The 13,551-nt window shown below is 67.7% G+C and carries 19 protein-coding genes; 12 read left to right on the forward strand and 7 right to left on the reverse strand.

What is annotated here, in order from left to right; all coding sequences use genetic code 11:
* Nucleotides 1-5: 5 nt before the first annotated feature.
* On the reverse strand, nt 6-338 hold the full coding sequence (locus OG921_RS23835; RefSeq protein ID WP_266115043.1) for a YnfA family protein: 333 nt from the start codon (nt 336-338) through the stop codon (nt 6-8).
* Nucleotides 335-1,036 (reverse strand): Clp protease N-terminal domain-containing protein, encoded by a 702-nt coding sequence (locus OG921_RS23840; RefSeq protein ID WP_266115044.1) that lies wholly within the window; start codon nt 1,034-1,036, stop codon nt 335-337. Before OG921_RS23840 ends, OG921_RS23835 begins: the two co-directional genes overlap by 4 nt.
* Before the next feature lie 152 nt (nt 1,037-1,188).
* On the opposite strand from OG921_RS23840, the gene OG921_RS23845 reads away from it, so the two are divergent.
* The 3 genes from OG921_RS23845 (at nt 1,189) to OG921_RS23855 (ending at nt 3,097) form a co-directional block, all read left to right on the forward strand.
* Entirely contained in the window at nt 1,189-1,692 is a 504-nt protein-coding gene (locus OG921_RS23845) for a hypothetical protein (protein ID WP_266115045.1), read from the forward strand.
* Between the two features lie 78 nt (nt 1,693-1,770).
* Complete coding sequence (locus OG921_RS23850; protein ID WP_266115046.1) at nt 1,771-2,694, forward strand: tyrosine recombinase XerC; 924 nt, start codon at nt 1,771-1,773, stop codon at nt 2,692-2,694.
* Between the two features lie 43 nt (nt 2,695-2,737).
* Nucleotides 2,738-3,097 carry a GatB/YqeY domain-containing protein gene (locus OG921_RS23855; RefSeq protein ID WP_266115047.1) on the forward strand — a complete coding sequence of 120 codons (360 nt, stop codon included), beginning with the start codon at nt 2,738-2,740 and terminating at the stop codon, nt 3,095-3,097.
* 1 nt (nt 3,098) lies between these two features.
* Here OG921_RS23855 and OG921_RS23860 read toward each other — a convergent pair whose 3' ends face one another.
* From OG921_RS23860 to OG921_RS23870, 3 genes are all read right to left on the reverse strand, one after another.
* Complete coding sequence (locus OG921_RS23860) at nt 3,099-3,593, reverse strand: M23 family metallopeptidase (RefSeq protein ID WP_266115048.1); 495 nt, start codon at nt 3,591-3,593, stop codon at nt 3,099-3,101.
* A 113-nt stretch (nt 3,594-3,706) separates the two neighbouring features.
* Nucleotides 3,707-4,030 (reverse strand): DUF202 domain-containing protein, encoded by a 324-nt coding sequence (locus OG921_RS23865; protein ID WP_266115049.1) that lies wholly within the window; start codon nt 4,028-4,030, stop codon nt 3,707-3,709.
* Between the two features lie 29 nt (nt 4,031-4,059).
* A complete protein-coding gene (locus OG921_RS23870) occupies nt 4,060-4,419 on the reverse strand; it encodes a YidH family protein (RefSeq protein WP_266115050.1) in 360 nt (119 codons plus the stop codon).
* Between the two features lie 62 nt (nt 4,420-4,481).
* Here OG921_RS23870 and OG921_RS23875 point away from each other — a divergent pair, with 62 nt between their 5' ends.
* The 7 genes from OG921_RS23875 (at nt 4,482) to OG921_RS23905 (ending at nt 10,721) form a co-directional block, all read left to right on the forward strand.
* Entirely contained in the window at nt 4,482-5,357 is an 876-nt protein-coding gene (locus tag OG921_RS23875; protein ID WP_266115051.1) for a siderophore-interacting protein, read from the forward strand.
* A 240-nt stretch (nt 5,358-5,597) separates the two neighbouring features.
* Nucleotides 5,598-6,518, forward strand: a complete 921-nt coding sequence (rpsB, locus tag OG921_RS23880; protein ID WP_266115052.1) for a 30S ribosomal protein S2 — start codon at nt 5,598-5,600, stop codon at nt 6,516-6,518.
* A 39-nt stretch (nt 6,519-6,557) separates the two neighbouring features.
* On the forward strand, nt 6,558-7,382 hold the full coding sequence (tsf, locus tag OG921_RS23885; protein ID WP_266115053.1) for a translation elongation factor Ts: 825 nt from the start codon (nt 6,558-6,560) through the stop codon (nt 7,380-7,382).
* A 163-nt stretch (nt 7,383-7,545) separates the two neighbouring features.
* Nucleotides 7,546-8,274 carry a UMP kinase gene (gene pyrH / locus OG921_RS23890; protein WP_266115054.1) on the forward strand — a complete coding sequence of 243 codons (729 nt, stop codon included), beginning with the start codon at nt 7,546-7,548 and terminating at the stop codon, nt 8,272-8,274.
* A 90-nt stretch (nt 8,275-8,364) separates the two neighbouring features.
* Nucleotides 8,365-8,922: a ribosome recycling factor gene (gene frr / locus OG921_RS23895; RefSeq protein ID WP_266115055.1), complete on the forward strand. Its 558-nt coding sequence runs from the start codon at nt 8,365-8,367 to the stop codon at nt 8,920-8,922.
* A 171-nt stretch (nt 8,923-9,093) separates the two neighbouring features.
* A complete protein-coding gene (locus OG921_RS23900; RefSeq protein WP_266115073.1) occupies nt 9,094-9,984 on the forward strand; it encodes a phosphatidate cytidylyltransferase in 891 nt (296 codons plus the stop codon).
* 65 nt (nt 9,985-10,049) lie between these two features.
* Nucleotides 10,050-10,721, forward strand: coding sequence for a class I SAM-dependent methyltransferase (locus OG921_RS23905; RefSeq protein WP_266115056.1), 672 nt, complete (start codon nt 10,050-10,052; stop codon nt 10,719-10,721).
* On the opposite strand, the gene OG921_RS23910 is transcribed toward OG921_RS23905, so the two are convergent.
* The gene (locus OG921_RS23910) at nt 10,675-11,040 is read right to left on the reverse strand and encodes a lipopolysaccharide assembly LapA domain-containing protein (RefSeq protein ID WP_266115057.1); all 366 of its coding nucleotides are present in this window, start codon (nt 11,038-11,040) and stop codon (nt 10,675-10,677) included. The genes OG921_RS23905 and OG921_RS23910 overlap by 47 nt on opposite strands.
* A 92-nt stretch (nt 11,041-11,132) precedes the next feature.
* Between OG921_RS23910 and rlmN the strand changes: the two genes are divergently transcribed.
* Nucleotides 11,133-12,245: a 23S rRNA (adenine(2503)-C(2))-methyltransferase RlmN gene (rlmN, locus tag OG921_RS23915; RefSeq protein ID WP_266115058.1), complete on the forward strand. Its 1,113-nt coding sequence runs from the start codon at nt 11,133-11,135 to the stop codon at nt 12,243-12,245.
* A 33-nt stretch (nt 12,246-12,278) separates the two neighbouring features.
* Here the strand turns inward: rlmN and OG921_RS23920 are convergent, their stop codons facing one another.
* Nucleotides 12,279-12,548 (reverse strand): DUF2631 domain-containing protein, encoded by a 270-nt coding sequence (locus OG921_RS23920; protein ID WP_266115059.1) that lies wholly within the window; start codon nt 12,546-12,548, stop codon nt 12,279-12,281.
* Between the two features lie 126 nt (nt 12,549-12,674).
* Between OG921_RS23920 and dxr the strand changes: the two genes are divergently transcribed.
* On the forward strand, nt 12,675-13,551 hold an 877-nt coding region (gene dxr, locus OG921_RS23925), incomplete at its 3' end, for a 1-deoxy-D-xylulose-5-phosphate reductoisomerase (RefSeq protein WP_266115060.1).

A 13,551-nucleotide genomic window follows, 5' to 3' on the forward strand; every position in this document is an offset into this window, starting at 1 on the left:
GCTCGTCAGCCTCGTGGGGCGTACATGATGAGCGCGACCCCGGCGAGGCAGACGGCGGAGCCGATGATGTCCCAGCGGTCGGGCCGGAACCCATCGAACGCGACTCCCCACAGCAGCGAACCGGCAACGAACACACCGCCGTACGCGGCGAGGATCCTGCCGAAGTTCGCGTCGGGCTGCAGTGTCGCGACGAATCCGTAGGCGCCGAGCGCGAGCACGCCGAGGCCGACCCACAGGGCGCCACGATGTTCCCGGATGCCCTGCCAGACCAGCCAGGCGCCGCCGATCTCCGCCACCGCCGCAAGGACGAACAGCAGTAGCGATTTGGCGACCGTCACGGAGTCGAGTCGCCCGCACCCGCGATGGTGGCGAGGGTATCTGCCACGAACTGCTCCACCGCCGCGGCGTCGACGTCGAGGCCGGCAAACACATTCGAGTCGTCCGCGAGGAGTGCGAGCAGGATGTGTTCGGTGCCGATGTAGTTGTGCCCCAAGCGTAGCGCCTCCCGCACTGTCAGTTCGAGCACCTTCTTGGCCGCACTCGAATACGGAATCAGGGTGGGAAACTCGGCCTCCGGGTCGCCCTGTGGCGCGATCGACTCGAGGTGGGTGCGCAGTGCTTCGGGAGTGATACCGCGATCGGCCAGCGCCCGCAACGCGATTCCGCCGGTGGTGGCTAGCAGTCCCAGCCCCAGGTCGGCCGGCTCGATTTCGACGCGCTGACCCGCGCGGGCTTCCTCCATCGCCTGCACCACGACCTCGCGGGCTCGTGGCGTGAATCGGGCGAACATATTTGCGTCCGACTTGGGTGTAAATCTTTGTTGCGCTGCCTGTTTCGTTACGCCTAGGGCATTGCCGATCTCCGTCCAGGACGCACCGCTGCGCCGGGCCTGGTCGACGAAATGACCGATGAGGTGATCGGCGAGGTCGTCGAGGTGCTGTGCCGCGATGACGGCGTTGCTGAGTTGGTCGAGTGGTTGGTCCGGGTGTGCGATCCGGATGCCGTCGATGAGGTCGTCGAGCCGCAACTTTGCCATGCCGTCAAGGCTAGATTGACGACCAATAATCGTCAACCCTACATTGACGGCGCGCGCAAAGGTGGTCGCCGTGCGGCCGTGGCAGGTAGATTCGCCGCGGGCGAGACCATGCAGCGATACCCATGCATTCGAGGCGAGAGGAACACGCGGCGATGAGCCACCCGTATTCGAACAACCCGGGCGAGTACGGGAATCCGGGTGGCCGGCCACCGTATGTGCCGCCACAGCCCCAGCCCCACTCGTCGTTCGATACCAAGTCGTTCTTCGCCGGTGTCGCGGCGACCGCGCTGACGACGTTTCTGGCCGGCACGGTGGCCGCCGCCATAGTGCAGGCGATCTACCGCCGAATGGATACCCCGGTGGTGTGGATGTACGGCAACGACGCACCGTGGGTCGCCGGTGTGTGCGGCGCGATCGCCGCGCTGCTCGCGGGTGGGCTGCTGCTCCTGCTGTTCCAGGGCGTGCCTTCCCCGGGCACCTTCTTCAGCTGGATTTCCGGGCTGATCATCGTCGCCATCATCGTGCTGCCATTCCTCGCGGCAAACAGCCTCGCGTCTGCGGTCGGCGCCGCAATCGTGAACGGATTGATGGGCATCGTGATCGCCACACTGCTGTCCACCACCCGCGCGCGAACCTTCCGGGGGCGCGCGCACTGACGCGAACCTCGCCGTATCCGCGGAAACGGCCCGGCGCGTCCGCTTGCGCCCGACCATGACGCTCGCAACCGTGGTCACATGACGCAGCAGCGCGACGGGTTCGGTGCGGCACTCGACGCGTTCGCCGAGCATCTGCAGCTCGAGCGGGGACGCTCCGAGCACACCGTGCGTGCCTATCTCGCCGACATCCGCTCGCTGCTCGGGTACCTGCGCGAACAGGATCCGGACGCCGGCCTCGGCGCTATCGACTTGCCGTTGTTGCGTTCGTGGCTGGCCGCGCAGCAGCAGGAGGGCGCGGCGCGGACGAGCATGTCGCGGCGCACCTCGTCGGTGCGGACCTTCACCGCGTGGCTTGCCCACACCGGACGGATTCCGTCCGATCCAGGTATTCGGCTCGCGTCGGCCAAGCCGCATCGGACACTGCCCGCAGTGCTCCGCCGTCAGCAGGCCGCCGATATCCTCCGCGCGACCGACGCCGGCGCGGCGCAGCAGGATCCGATCGCGCTGCGGGACGCGCTCATCGTCGAGTTGCTGTACGCCACCGGGATCCGGGTGGGCGAGTTGTGCGGACTCGACGTCGGCGATGTCGATCACGAACGGATGCTGGTGCGCGTGCTCGGCAAGGGCGACAAGCAACGGGCGGCACCGTTCGGGTCGCCGGCCGCCGCCGCACTGCGCGCCTGGCTCGAGGTCGGCCGACCCGCGCTCGCCACCGACACGTCGGGGGCGGCGCTGCTGCTCGGCCGCCGCGGCCGACGCCTCGATCAGCGGCAGGCACGGACCGTCGTGCACGAGACCGTTTCCGCGGTGCCCGGCGCGCCGGATATCGGTCCGCACGGGCTTCGGCATTCCGCGGCAACTCACCTGCTCGAAGGCGGCGCGGATCTGCGCGTCGTGCAGGAACTTCTCGGGCACGCCAGCATGGCCACTACGCAGCTCTACACCCACGTTTCGGTGGAGCGGTTGCGCAAGGTGCACGATCAGGCGCACCCGCGGGCGTAGAAACGCACTCGACAAATCCATGCCGCCGAATACCATTCGGCCAATGAACCAGCCCAGCGAATTGCGTGGCCGGCTGCGCACTGCCCTGCGAGCGGCGATGAAGGAGCGCGATCGTCCCGCCGCGTCTGCACTGCGGTCCGCGCTCGCCGCCATCGACAACGCCGAATCGGTCGACGTCGCGGACGCGCGCCCGGCTGGTGCGATCGAGGACTCCGCTGCGGGACTCGGGGCAGCGGAAGCCGCACGCCGCCACCTCGACGCCGAGCAGATCGCGGCGATCGTTCGGACCGAAATCACCGAACGCCACGATGCCGCCGAAGAATACGATCGCCTCGGCCGCGGCGATCGGGCCGGCGAGTTGCGCCGCGAAGCGCAGGCGCTGAGCAGCCAACTCGACAGCTGACTCATCGCGCGACCACCGGCTTCAGTCGCAGCGGCGCCAGGTGCAGCAGTCCCAGTGGGTCGAGATACTGACGGTCGCGTCGTACGCCCCAGTGCAGGCAGGCCGGCAGGAGGCAGCCGGGATGCCCCGTCTGCAGGGTGCCGATCGCAGTTCCACGCATGACCCGGAGTCCGAGCGTCGCAGTCGCTTCCACCGGCTCGTAGGTCGTGCGGAGCCCGCCCGCATGCTCGATCGAGACCACGGGTTTGCCCGCGACCGTGCCGGTGAACGCGATGTAGCCATCGCCCGCCGCCAACACCGCTTGGCCCGGTGCACCGGCCAGGTCGACCCCGCGGTGCCCGGGTAGCCAGTTGTGTTCGGGTTTATCGAACGCACGCACCACCGCAGGCCGTGGACGCAGCGGCCAGTCGAATTCACCGGTAGGCGCGGCAAACGCGGGTGCCGTGCCGAGCAGCACGATGACCGTTCCGAGCAGGAGGACAATCCAGGTGCGCATGCATCCATGCTGTCCGCTCGGCGGAGCGCTGCCGGCGCGAAGTTGCTTGTTGTGGATAACTTTTCGGTTATCCCCAGATGGCCCTTGCCGGTATTGCTTCCGGCCGCCCTGGGCTAGGGTGCGACCACCAGCGCGGCGAGTTCCATCATCGCGAGCAGCGCGATCGCCAGTGCGAGTGCGCCATGGCTGCGGCCGCCGCGGGAGCGGGTGCGCGCCTGCGGCGCCGCGTCGTGCCGGTACCTGCTTCGGCTCTCCACGAGCACCCAGACACAGATCGGTATCGCCACGAGCAGTCCCACCAGCGCGAAAATTCCCAAACGGTGGAGTGTCATTCGAGTGACGACAGCGGCTCCGGCCAGCACCGCCAGCGCCGTCCGTTGCCACGCCAGTGCGGTGCGCTCGTTCTGTAGACCGGGCGACGTGCTGGGCGAAGTCATAGTCGATCAGACCAGGAAGTCACCGGCGATCAGACCAGGACGGCCAGGATCGCTGCCGCGATCACGATCACGGCCGCGACAAGTGCCGCACCGAAACCGAACGCGGGCAGGCTGTCGCCGGTCCGCATCGCCCGCTCGCTGCGGGCCCAGCGCACCCACGAGGCGACGGCGCCGAGTAGGCCGAGGACGACGAGCACGATCGCGATGCCGACCTGCAGCGCATCCGGCATATCCAACTCGACTGCGTCGAGCGCGACGCCGCCGGCGAGTAGGGCCAGTGCGGTCCGCAGCCAGGCCAGGAATGTGCGTTCGTTGGCGAGGGTGAATCGGTAATCGGGATCTTCGCCCGCGGCGTAGATCCAGTGCGGTCGGCGGTGGTCGTCGCTCACCACTCTCCTTTCGTCGCCCCTCCGACGGTACCGTGGTGAGGTATACCTAAATTGGAGGGCGCGTGGCGAAGCGTAGGACGACACTGACGGTCACCGGCAGCGAGTGGCTCAACAAGCATATGGTGCGGATCCGGTTCGGCGGGCCGGGCTTCGACGAGTTCGTGCCCAACGAATTCACCGATGCCTACGTCAAGCTCGTGTTCGAGCAGGGTGGCGGTCCCGATGGCCGCTCCGCAGGCTCCGCTCCTGCCGATGGTCGCTCCGCAGGCTCCGCTCCGGCCGATGGTCGCTCCGCAGGCTCCGCTCCTGCCGATGGTCGCTCCGCAGGCTCCGCTCCTGCCGAGGTGCTGCGCAGTTACACCGTCCGTTCGGTGGACCCGCAGGCCCGCGAGATCGCCATCGACTTCGTCGTGCACGGTGACGAGGGGATCGCCGGGCCGTGGGCCGCAACCGTCGCGCCGGGCGCGGTGATCGACATGCAGGGCCCGGGTGGCGCCTACACGCCCAACACCGATGCCGACTGGCATTTGTTCGCCGGTGACGAGGCCGCCATTCCGGCGATCGCGGTGGCACTCGAGGCGCTGCCCGACGATGCGGTCGGCGATGCCTTCGTGGAGGTGGATGGCCCCGAGGAGGAGTTCGAGTTGCGCAAGCCGGACGGCGTCCGGCTGACCTGGCTGCATCGGGACGGTGCGGGTTCGCCGCAATCACCACTGCCCGCCGCCGTTCGTGGGCTGGACTGGCGCCCGGGGAAAGTGCATGTCTTCATCCACGGTGAGGCGCAAACTGTCATGCAGGACCTGCGGCGATACATCCGTCGCGAGCGCGAGGTCCCCGCCGAGTGGGCATCCATCTCGGGCTACTGGCGCCGTGGGATGGCCGACGAGAGCTTCCGGGCGTGGAAGCGTGATCTCGCCGCGACCGAACAGGCGGGCTGACCGGCCCGGAGCAGTCGGCCGGCCTGCCGGCGGGCGGTTATGACCTGGGGCGTCGACCCCGTACACTGGCCGAGCGGTCTGTGCTAGCACAGACCGACTTCGCGCGCCCGGACCCCGAAGGTGATCTTCGGACCCGGCCGTCTGCTGGTCCCGCTTGCGGGTTCGGACGGTCCACGGGCGCCAGGGCAGCCGTCACACGACGCGCTGCGAGAACCGGCAACGAAAGCGAGACACACAGCCATGGCTGTCGTAACCATGAAGCAGCTGCTCGATAGCGGCGCACACTTCGGTCACCAGACCCGTCGGTGGAACCCGAAGATGAAGCGGTTCATCTTCACCGACCGCAACGGCATCTACATCATCGACCTGCAGCAGACGCTGACCTACATCGATCGGGCCTACGAGTTCGTCAAGGAAACGGTTGCCCATGGCGGCACCGTCCTGTTCGTCGGCACCAAGAAGCAGGCGCAGGAGTCCATCGCGGCCGAGGCCACCCGGGTCGGGATGCCGTATGTGAACCAGCGCTGGCTCGGCGGCATGCTCACCAACTTCTCCACCGTGCACAAGCGCCTGCAGCGCCTCAAGGAGCTCGAGGCGATGGAGCAGACCGGTGGCTTCGAGGGTCGCACCAAGAAGGAAATTCTCATGCTCACGCGTGAGATGACCAAGCTGGACCGCACCCTCGGCGGTATCCGCGACATGGCCAAGGTGCCCTCGGCCATCTGGGTCGTCGACACCAACAAGGAGCACATCGCCGTCGGCGAGGCCCGCAAGCTGAACATCCCGGTCATCGCGATCCTGGATACGAACTGCGACCCGGACCTGGTCGATTACCCGATCCCGGGCAACGACGACGCGATCCGTTCGGCCGCGCTGCTGACCAAGGTCGTCGCCTCCGCCGTCGCCGAAGGTGTGCAGGCCCGTGCCGGCCAGAGCACCTCCGACGACAAGCCCGAGGTCGGCGCAGGCGAGCCGCTCGCCGAGTGGGAGCTCGAGCAGCTCGCACAGGCTTCGCCGGCTGTCGAGGCGGTCACCGAGGCTGCTGCCGAAGCACCCGTCACCGAGGCGCCCGCCGCCGAGGCACCGGCTGCCGAAGCCCCCGTCACCGAGGCACCGACTGCCGAGGCGCCGGCCGCGGACGCCCCGACTGCCGACGCCTGATTCTCAGGACCACTTCTTCGTTAAGGAGGCTCGCCGATAATGGCGAACTACACCGCCGCTGACGTCAAGCGGCTCCGGGAGCTGACCGGCGCCGGAATGATGGACTGCAAGAACGCTCTGGCCGAGACGGATGGCGACTACGACAAGGCAGTCGAGATCCTGCGCATCAAGGGCGCCAAGGATGTCGGCAAGCGTGCCGAGCGCACCACCGCCGAGGGCCTGGTCGCCGCCAAGGGTGGCGTGCTGATCGAGATCAACTCCGAGACCGATTTCGTCGCCAAGAACGCCGAGTTTCAGGGTCTCGCCGAGCAGATCGTCACCGCTGCCGCGGAGGCGAAGCCGGGCGATCTCGAGACGCTCAAGACAGTCAAGCTCGACGCCCAGACCGTCGACGAGGCCGTGCAGGCCCTGTCGGCCAAGATCGGCGAGAAGCTCGAGCTGCGTCGTGTCGTGGCCTTCGACGGCCCGGTCGCGACGTACCTGCACAAGCGTGCTTCGGACCTGCCGCCGGCCGTCGGCGTGTTGGTCGAGTACGAGGGCTCGGGCGACGCTGCTGCCGAGGCGGCACGTGGCGCGGCCATGCAGATCGCGGCGCTGAAGGCGCGCTACGTCACCCGTGACGAGGTGCCCGCCGACATCGTCGAGAACGAGCGTCGGATCGCCGAGCAGACCGCGAAGGAAGAGGGCAAGCCCGAGCAGGCCCTGCCGAAGATCGTGGAAGGCCGCGTGAACGGCTTCTTCAAGGACGTCGTGTTGCTCGAGCAGTCGTCGGTCACCGACTCGAAGAAGACCGTGAAGGCGATCCTCGACGAGGCCGGCGCGACCGTGAAGCGCTTCGCGCGTTTCGAGGTCGGCTCCAACTAGGCAACACCTCAGCGGCCCCGCATCCGAACGGATGCGGGGCCGCTGTCGTTGCCTGGGCGACCGAAGCCACCCAAACCCACACCGAACCGCCAACCCCGCCCATCAGGTCAGTTGCGATGAGGCAGGATGGTACGCGCTGTAGTGGGGCCGACGAAGGAGACCGATGACCGACCCGGCGACCGAACGACATGGCTACAAGCGGGTGTTGCTCAAGCTAGGCGGAGAGATGTTCGGCGGCGGCACCGTCGGCCTCGACCCCGATGTGGTGACCACGGTGGCCGAGCAGATCGCCGAGGTGGTGCGTTCGGGTGTCCAGGTGGCCGTGGTGATCGGCGGCGGCAACTTCTTCCGTGGTGCCGAGTTGCAGCAGCGCGGTATGGAGCGGGCCCGCTCCGATTACATGGGCATGCTGGGCACCGTGATGAACAGCCTTGCTCTGCAGGACTTCCTGGAGAAACAGGGCGTACAGACTCGCGTGCAGACCGCGATCACGATGGGCCAGGTCGCCGAGCCGTACCTGCCATTGCGGGCCCGCCGGCATCTGGAGAAAGGCCGGGTGGTCATCTTCGGCGCCGGCATGGGCATGCCCTACTTCTCCACCGACACCACCGCGGCCCAGCGGGCACTCGAGATCGGTGCCGAGGTGGTGCTGATGGCCAAGGCGGTCGACGGTGTCTACACCGCCGACCCAGTGCATCATCCCGACGCCACCATGTTCACCGAGATCACGCACCGCGAAGTGATCGAACGCAGCCTCAAGGTCGCCGACGCGACCGCATTCAGCCTTTGCATGGACAACCGGATGCCGATGTTGGTGTTCAATCTCCTGACGAAGGGAAATATCGCCCGCGCGGTATCCGGTGAGAAGATCGGAACACTGGTCAAGTCCTGACCGGGTACGCGTTCGTGGCGCCCGATGCTGTCCGGGTTGGCACGAGCCAACAAAGACGATGTGCGCAGCGAAGACGATGGAGGAACAGCCGTGATTGATGAAGCGCTCTTCGATGCCGAGGAGAAGATGGAGAAGGCCGTCTCGGTAGCGAAGGACGATCTGGGTTCGATCCGGACCGGACGCGCGAATCCGGGCATGTTCTCGCGGATCGTCATCGACTACTACGGCGCCCCGACCCCGATCACCCAGATGTCGAGCATTGCCGTGCCCGAGGCGCGGATGGTGGTGATCAAGCCCTACGAGCCGTCCCAGCTCGGCCCTATCGAGACTGCGATCCGCAATTCGGATCTCGGCGTGAATCCCACCAACGACGGCAATCTGATCCGTATCTCGATCCCGCAGCTCACCGAGGAGCGCCGCCGCGAGATGGTCAAGCAGGCCAAGGCGAAGGGCGAGGACGCCAAGGTCTCGGTGCGCAACGTCCGGCGCAAGGCCATGGAAGAGCTGAGCCGGATCCAGAAGGACGGCGAGGCCGGCGAGGACGACGTGGTGCGTGCCGAGAAGGAACTCGAGCAAACCACCGCGAAATACGTTCATCAGATAGACGAGCTGGTCAAGCACAAGGAAGCCGAACTGCTCGAGGTGTGACAAACGTGGGTATGTGGATTGCAGGTGGCGGGGGATAGGACGGGCTGAGCAAACGTGACGGGGAGTGTGATTGTGCCGAGTCAGCAGGGAACGCCGAAGGACGCCGTTCCCGACGCCGCGGAACCGGATGCGGTGACGCCGGCGCGGGAGGCGGATTCGGCAGGTCCCGCTGTGCAGGATTCTGCGGCAACGCGGGACGAAACGCCCGCGCCGCCGCCGGCACCCGCCGCTCCAGGTGCCAAGACTTCGCGGGCCGGCCGGGATCTGCCCGCCGCCCTGGCGGTCGGCCTCGGCCTCGGTGTCGGGTGCATCCTGCTCCTCGTTTTCGCGCCCAAGGTGTTCCTCGGAGTGATCGCCGCGGCGATGGCGGTGGCGACGTGGGAGGTCACCAAACGGCTCATCGAGGCGGACGTCCTGGTGCCCCGCATTCCGATGCTGCTCGGCGGGCAGGCGATCATGTGGTTGGCGTGGCCGTGGGGACCCGAAGGGGTCGTCGGTGCGTTCGGCGTCACGACGGTCGTGATCATGGTGTGGCGGCTGTTGGGTCACGGTGCCGGCACTGCGCCGCGCAACTTCCTGCGAGACACCGCCGTCGGGATCTTCGTGCTCGCCTGGATTCCCTTGTTCGCGGCATTCGGCATCCTCACGCTGCTCGCCGACGACGGCAACCTGCGGATTCTGGTGTTCATGATCTGCGTGGTGTGCTCCGATGTCGGCGGTTACACGGCCGGTGTGCTGTTCGGTAAGCACCCGATGGTGCCGGCGATCAGCCCGAAGAAATCCTGGGAGGGCTTCGCCGGGTCTTTGCTGTTCTGCGTGGTCGGCGCCGTATTGACCACGATCCTGATCTTGGACGGCGACCCGGCGGTGGGCATCGTGCTCGGCGTCGCGCTCGTGCTGGCGGCCACGCTCGGCGACCTCATCGAATCGCAGGTCAAACGAGACCTGCAGATCAAAGACATGGGCACCCTGCTTCCCGGGCACGGTGGAATCATGGATCGGTTGGACTCGCTGCTGCCCGCTGCGGTGGTGTCCTGGCTGGTGTTCACCACTCTGCTGTGAAAGTCCGCGCGCGCACTGCCATACGGCCGAGCCCGAACATTTGGCACTGGCCGAAGATCTACGAGATGGAGAACCGCGCGCAGGACCGCGACGGCGCGGTGCTCGCGACGATCCGCGAACTGTGCGACTGGGCCGGCCGCGACGTCGTGGATGTGGGCTGCGGGAGCGGGTTTCACCTGCCGCAGTTCGCGCAGACCGCGCGTTCCGTCACGGGCGTGGAGCCCCACCCGCCGTTGACCCGGGCTGCCGCGCACCGGGTGCGCGACCTCCCGACGGTGCAGGTTCTGCGTGGTGCCGGGGAGCGGCTGCCGCTACCCGATGCCGCGGCGGACCTGGTGCACGCGCGGACCGCGTATTTCTTCGGCCCCGGCTGTGAACCGGGTATCGCCGAGGCCATGCGGGTGCTGCGACCGGGTGGCGCGTTGGTCGTCGTCGACCTGGACGCCACTGAAGCGCCGTACGGGCGCTGGATGTGCGCGGACCTGCCGCACTACGACGCGCGCCGGGCCGAACGCTTCTTCGCCGATGCCGGTTTCGGGCTGCGCCGCGTGGACACCAAGTGGGTCTTTCCGGACCGGGCCGCGTTGCGCGCGGTGCTCGGTATCGAGTTCGGGCCGGTGGTGGCCGAGCGCGCATTCGCCGAGACCGCCGGGGTCGTGCTCGACGTGCGCTATCGCGTGCACACGCTGGTCAAGCCTTTCGGGCTGACGCCTGCGGCCGCTTGGCGACCTTCCTGATCTGCATGATCCGCCATCCGCCGACGATCGCCATGATCACGGCGCCGGCGATCGCGGCCAGCAGGATGCCGACACCGAGCGGCAGGCTGAACTCCCAGAACAGCAGGCTGACCGTGGTGCTCTCCAGGTTCTGCAGGATGAAGATCAGCAGCAGCACCATGACGACGATGCCGACGATCAGCGCGATCCAGGCGGCGCTCACCCGGGTGCGCTTGATCTTGCGAATCGGGGGTGCCGTCGCGCTCGGCGAGCCCGGTTGGGGCGGTGTCGTGCTCGGTGCGGACCCGGGCTGCGCGGTGGGATCGGAATTGGTCGCCATGCTCGATGCATACCCCGTGGGCGGGATCACTGCACCCGGTTCGGGTCACAAATTCGCATGTCGCGGCGCTCGGGTGGGACACTGGGGACACTATGTCTGTCTCCCTCCCGCTCGTCTTCGATGCGCCGCGCCGCGGAATGCCGTCTCGCCATCTCGCCGATCTCGACGCCGACGGCCGTCGTGCCGCGGTAGCCGAGCTCGGTCTGCCCGCCTTCCGGGCCGATCAGTTGGCCCGGCACTATTACGGCCGGCTCGAGGCGGATCCGGAGAAGATGACCGACCTGCCTGCTGCGGTACGGGCGAAGATCGCCGAGGCGCTGTTCCCACCGCTGCTCACGCCGTTGCGGCATGTGGCCTGCGACGACGGCACTACCCGCAAGACGCTGTGGCGCGCGAACGACGGCACCCTGCTGGAAAGCGTGCTCATGCGTTACCCGGATCGGGCGACGCTGTGCATTTCCAGCCAGGCCGGCTGCGGGATGGCGTGCCCGTTCTGTGCGACCGGCCAGGGCGGGCTGAATCGCAATTTGTCGACCGCGGAGATCGTCGACCAGGTCCGGTCCGCGGCCGCCGCCATGCGTGACGGCGAAGTCGCCGGCGGGGCGGGCAGGCTGTCGAACATCGTCTTCATGGGCATGGGCGAGCCGCTCGCGAACTACAAACGCGTGGTCGCCGCGGTACGCCGGATTACCTCGCCCGCGCCGGATGGCCTCGGGATTTCGCAGCGGTCGGTGGTGGTCTCCACCGTTGGTCTTGCGCCCGCCATTCGCCGGCTCGCCGACGAGGGCTTGTCGGTGACGCTCGCGGTGTCGTTGCATACCCCCGATGACGAGTTGCGCGACACGCTCGTTCCGGTGAACAACCGGTGGCCGCTCGCGGAGGTGCTCGACGCGGCGCGGTACTACGCCGACCGCACCGGACGTCGCGTCTCGATCGAGTACGCGCTGATCAGGGATGTGAACGATCAGCCGTGGCGCGCCGATCTGCTCGGCAAGAAGCTGCGCAAGGCGCTCGGTTCGCTGGTGCACGTGAACGTCATCCCGCTCAATCCGACACCGGGCAGCGAATGGGATGCCAGCCCGAAGCCGGCCGAACGCGAATTCGTCCGCCGCGTCAACGAGCAGGGTGTGACGTGCACCGTGCGCGACACCCGTGGTCGCGAGATCGCGGCAGCGTGTGGTCAGCTCGCAGCCGAAGAGAAGTAGCTCGCGGCGGGCGCGCGCGGCGCGTCGGTGGCGCTATCGCGGGTGGCGGCTCAGGTACGAATCGCGCAGCAGGATGCCGACGATGATCGCGGCGAAGCCGATCAGGAAGATGTCTTCGACATGTCCGTGATGGTTGCCGATGTTCATCAGCACAAGGATGACCGCAACGGTCCAGCCCGCGACGCGGAATGTCTTGCGGGACTCGCCACTCCAGCCCCAGGCGGCGGAGGGAACTTCGGCGGTGTCCACGTTGGCGACGACGACGGGGTCGTAATGCGCGGGATCCAACTCCGTACCGGCCACGATCGCTCCTCATGTTCGAGAACTCCGAAGGATGTCGGGTCTTATCGTGGCATACGACCGGCCGTCGTACACCAGCAGGGCACACCCCGGACAGGGGCGGATCGCTGCGCGCAGCGATCGGCGACAATGAAGGACGTGTCAGACAAACTGCGCGTCCTGCTGCTCGGCAGCACCGGCTCCATCGGCACCCAGGCGCTCGACGTGATCGGTGCCAATCCGGACCGGTTCGAGGTGGTCGGTCTCGCCGCGGGTGGCGGTAAAACCGAGCTGCTGGCACAACAGGTCGCGGCCACCGGTGTCCGGCACGTGGCGGTGGCCGACCCGGTCGCGGCCACGCGACTGAACGACCCGTCGGTGCTGTCCGGCGACGGTGCGGTCACCGAACTCGTCCGCCGTTGCGAGGCCGATGTCGTGCTGAACGCGCTCGTCGGTTCGCTCGGCCTCGAACCCACCCTCGCCGCGCTCGAGTCCGGCGCCCGGTTGGCGCTGGCCAACAAGGAGTCGTTGGTCGCCGGCGGGTCACTGGTCACCCGAGTCGCCGCGCCCGGCCAGATCGTGCCGGTCGATTCCGAGCACTCCGCGCTGGCGCAATGCCTGCGGGGCGGGCGCGCCGACGAGGTCGCGAAGTTGGTGCTGACCGCCTCGGGTGGTCCGTTCCGGGGGGCGCGTGCGCGGGATCTCGAGGACGTGACACCCGAACAGGCCTACGCGCACCCGACCTGGTCGATGGGGCCGATGAACACCCTCAACTCGGCGACCTTGGTGAACAAGGGGCTCGAGCTGATCGAGACACACCTGCTGTTCGGGATCGACTACGACCGCATCGAGGTGACGGTGCATCCGCAGTCGATCGTGCACTCCATGGTGACCTTCACCGACGGTTCCACGCTTGCGCAGGCGAGTCCGCCGGATATGCGGCTGCCGATAGCGCTTGCGCTCGGCTGGCCCGACCGGGTGCCGGGAGCCGCCGCGGCGTGCGATTTCAGCAAGGCCTCGACCTGGG

The organism is Aldersonia sp. NBC_00410, assembly GCF_026342035.1.
Taxonomy (GTDB): domain Bacteria; phylum Actinomycetota; class Actinomycetes; order Mycobacteriales; family Mycobacteriaceae; genus Aldersonia.

What these genes read in the sequence shown, in the direction of transcription:
- tsf (WP_266115053.1), top strand. Translation starts at nt 6,558, where the DNA reads ATGGCGAACTACACCGCCGCTGACGTCAAGCGGCTCCGGGAGCTGACC.
- OG921_RS23905 (WP_266115056.1), top strand. Translation starts at nt 10,050, where the DNA reads ATGGAGAACCGCGCGCAGGACCGCGACGGCGCGGTGCTCGCGACGATC.
- rpsB (WP_266115052.1), top strand. Translation starts at nt 5,598, where the DNA reads ATGGCTGTCGTAACCATGAAGCAGCTGCTCGATAGCGGCGCACACTTC.
- OG921_RS23910 (WP_266115057.1), bottom strand. Translation starts at nt 11,040, where the DNA reads ATGGCGACCAATTCCGATCCCACCGCGCAGCCCGGGTCCGCACCGAGC.
- OG921_RS23845 (WP_266115045.1), top strand. Translation starts at nt 1,189, where the DNA reads ATGAGCCACCCGTATTCGAACAACCCGGGCGAGTACGGGAATCCGGGT.
- rlmN (WP_266115058.1), top strand. Translation starts at nt 11,133, where the DNA reads ATGTCTGTCTCCCTCCCGCTCGTCTTCGATGCGCCGCGCCGCGGAATG.
- OG921_RS23840 (WP_266115044.1), bottom strand. Translation starts at nt 1,036, where the DNA reads ATGGCAAAGTTGCGGCTCGACGACCTCATCGACGGCATCCGGATCGCA.
- OG921_RS23865 (WP_266115049.1), bottom strand. Translation starts at nt 4,030, where the DNA reads ATGACTTCGCCCAGCACGTCGCCCGGTCTACAGAACGAGCGCACCGCA.
- pyrH (WP_266115054.1), top strand. Translation starts at nt 7,546, where the DNA reads ATGACCGACCCGGCGACCGAACGACATGGCTACAAGCGGGTGTTGCTC.
- OG921_RS23860 (WP_266115048.1), bottom strand. Translation starts at nt 3,593, where the DNA reads ATGCGCACCTGGATTGTCCTCCTGCTCGGAACGGTCATCGTGCTGCTC.
- OG921_RS23850 (WP_266115046.1), top strand. Translation starts at nt 1,771, where the DNA reads ATGACGCAGCAGCGCGACGGGTTCGGTGCGGCACTCGACGCGTTCGCC.
- OG921_RS23855 (WP_266115047.1), top strand. Translation starts at nt 2,738, where the DNA reads ATGAACCAGCCCAGCGAATTGCGTGGCCGGCTGCGCACTGCCCTGCGA.